Raw genomic sequence first — 2,372 nt, 5'->3', positions numbered from 1 at the left:
GCGCCCGCCCCGGCCAGCCGGGAGATCGTGGGCAGCGCGGCGCGCACCCGGCCGTCGTCGGTGATCCGGTCGCCGTCCAGCGGGACGTTCAGGTCGGCGCGCACCAGCACGCGCCGACCCGCCACGCCCTCGCCGATCAGATCGTCGAGAGTCTTCACCGGCATGGTTCAGGACAGCTTCGAACCGACGAGCCCGGCCAGGTCCACGAGGCGGTTGGAGTAGCCCCACTCGTTGTCGTACCAGCCGACGACCTTGACCTGGTTGCCGATCACCTTGGTCAGCGGCGCGTCGTAGATGCAGGAGGCCGGGTCGGTGACGATGTCACTGGAGACGAGCGGCTCCTCGCTGTAGCGCAGGATGCCCGCGAGCGGCCCCTCGGCGGCGGCGCGGTAGGCGGCGTTGATGTCGTCGAGCGAGGCGCTCTTGGACAGCGTCACGGTCAGGTCGGTGGACGAGCCGGTCGGCACCGGCACGCGCAGCGCGTAGCCGTCCAGCTTGCCGTTCAGCTCCGGCAGCACCAGCCCGATCGCCTTCGCGGCGCCGGTGGAGGTCGGCACGATGTTCAGCGCGGCGGCGCGGGCCCTGCGCAGGTCCTTGTGCGGGCCGTCCTGCAGGTTCTGGTCGGCGGTGTAGGCGTGCACCGTGGTCATCAGGCCCTGCTCGATGCCGAACTCGTCGTGCAGCACCTTCGCCAGCGGCGCGAGGCAGTTGGTGGTGCAGGAGGCGTTCGAGATGATCGTCTGCGAGCCGTCGTAGGCGGAGTCGTTGGCCCCGAGCACGACGGTGAGGTCCTCGTTCTTCGCCGGTGCGGAGATGATCACCTTCTTCGCGCCCCCGGCGAGGTGCGCCTTGGCCGCCTCGGCGTCGGTGAAGAAGCCGGTGGACTCCACGACCACGTCCACACCGAGGTCGCCCCACGGCAGCTTGGCCGGGTCCTTCTCGGCGAGGGCCTTGATCGTCTTCCCGCCCACGACGATGCCCTCGTCGTTGGTGGTGACCTCCTCGCTCAACCGGCCCAGGACGCTGTCGTACTTGAGCAGGTGAGCCATCGTGGCGACGTCACCGAGATCGTTGAAGGCGACCACCTCGACGTCCTGGCCGCTCGCCTGCACGGCGCGGAAGAAGTTGCGGCCGATCCGGCCGAAGCCGTTGACGCCTACGCGAACCGTCACTGCTCTACTCTCCTCGGGGGGCTCGGCCCGGGCCCGGCCCGGGCTGACACTCGTCGGGTTCACCCGCCACCCTAGCGTGTTGGCCAGGGTCCGACCGGAATACCCCGGCGGGAGACGTGGCCCACCGCGGGCGACCGGCGGAATCGATTAAGAACCGGTCGTGCACCGCCGCCGTGCGCCGGTCGGCGGGCGTGCGCCGGGGCGCCTCCGGCGTGGGTCAGGACCGGGAGGTCGGGGGCGGGGAGACGTCCCCGCGCCACTCACCGGTCTCCCGGCCGCGGCGCTCGATGAACTCCTTGAACCGGTGCATGTCCCCGTCGATCCGCTTCTCCAGCACCCCGGTCCGGTCGGCGACCTTCTCCAGGAAGCCCTCGGGATCGATGTCCATCTGCGCCGTCACGCGCGTGTGGTCGGGGTCGAGCCGGTGGAACGTGATCACGCCGGCGTGCCGCGGCCCGGAGTCGGACGCCCAGGCGACCCGCTCGTCCGGGTGCTGTTCGGTGATCGTCGCGTCGAACTCCCGGGTGACGGTGCCCACCCGGGTGACCCACCGGGTGTGCGTGTCGTCGAGCTGCCGGACCTGTTCGACGCCCTCCATGAACTCCGGGAAGGACTCGAACTGGGTCCACTGGTTGTACACCGCGGACAGCGGCGCCTCGACGTCGACGGCCTTCATCACGGTGCTCATCGACTCACCTCCTCGGGTCCTCGGCCACCCCGCCCGTCCCGGGGACGGTCCGGGTGCCGGTGCATCACCGTCCGCCGGACGGGTACCCGAGGCCGCATGGCACACACACCGGAGCCGGACCCGGCGACCGTGCGGGCGGTGGGAAAGGTCACCGAGGCGCTGGAGGTGGTCGAGCAGGCACGCGGCCACCTGTACGCGTTCCACCGCCTCACCGGGACCGCGGACTTCACCGTGGAGGAGGCCGCCACCCTGCTGCGGGAGGCGGGCCACGCCGACCTCGCCGCGCGGCTGGACCGGGAGCTCGTCGGCCGCAACGTCCTCCCCGGCCGCTGGACCTACCAGGTGGTCGAGGACTACGAGGACACCTACTACGACCCGTTCCGGGAGCTCGCCGCGCGGGCACGGGCGCTGACCCCGGGGCAGCGGCACGCGCACGAGGCCGAGCTCAAACGCACCCGGCGCACCCCGGGGATGCCCGGCCACGAGGCCGAACCCGCCGACGTCGCCGGGGA

General features: G+C 71.6%; 4 protein-coding genes. 1 reads left to right on the top strand and 3 read right to left on the bottom strand.

From position 1 onward, the window contains the following. The 3 genes from pgk to ACTIR_RS0118850 all read right to left on the bottom strand — a co-directional run. On the bottom strand, positions 1-158 hold a 158-nt coding region (gene pgk / locus ACTIR_RS25040), incomplete at its 3' end, for a phosphoglycerate kinase (RefSeq protein ID WP_198048238.1). A 9-nt stretch (positions 159-167) separates the two neighbouring features. Next, the gene (gap, locus tag ACTIR_RS0118855; protein ID WP_026455440.1) at positions 168-1,172 is read right to left on the bottom strand and encodes a type I glyceraldehyde-3-phosphate dehydrogenase; all 1,005 of its coding nucleotides are present in this window, start codon (positions 1,170-1,172) and stop codon (positions 168-170) included. A 217-nt stretch (positions 1,173-1,389) separates the two neighbouring features. Further along, positions 1,390-1,860 (bottom strand): SRPBCC family protein, encoded by a 471-nt coding sequence (locus ACTIR_RS0118850; protein WP_026455439.1) that lies wholly within the window; start codon positions 1,858-1,860, stop codon positions 1,390-1,392. Positions 1,861-1,956: 96 nt separating this feature from the next. Here ACTIR_RS0118850 and ACTIR_RS24330 point away from each other — a divergent pair. Next, on the top strand, positions 1,957-2,372 hold a 416-nt coding region (locus ACTIR_RS24330; RefSeq protein WP_034241014.1), incomplete at its 3' end, for a hypothetical protein.

This window comes from Saccharomonospora iraqiensis subsp. iraqiensis (assembly GCF_000430445.1).
GTDB lineage: Bacteria > Actinomycetota > Actinomycetes > Mycobacteriales > Pseudonocardiaceae > Saccharomonospora > Saccharomonospora iraqiensis.
The sequence above is the reverse complement of the archived record's forward strand: the minus strand, read 5'-3'. Positions and strand labels throughout refer to the sequence as shown.

Coding starts and splice junctions, on each gene's coding strand:
- ACTIR_RS0118850 (WP_026455439.1), bottom strand. CDS start 1,860: ATGAGCACCGTGATGAAGGCCGTCGACGTCGAGGCGCCGCTGTCCGCG.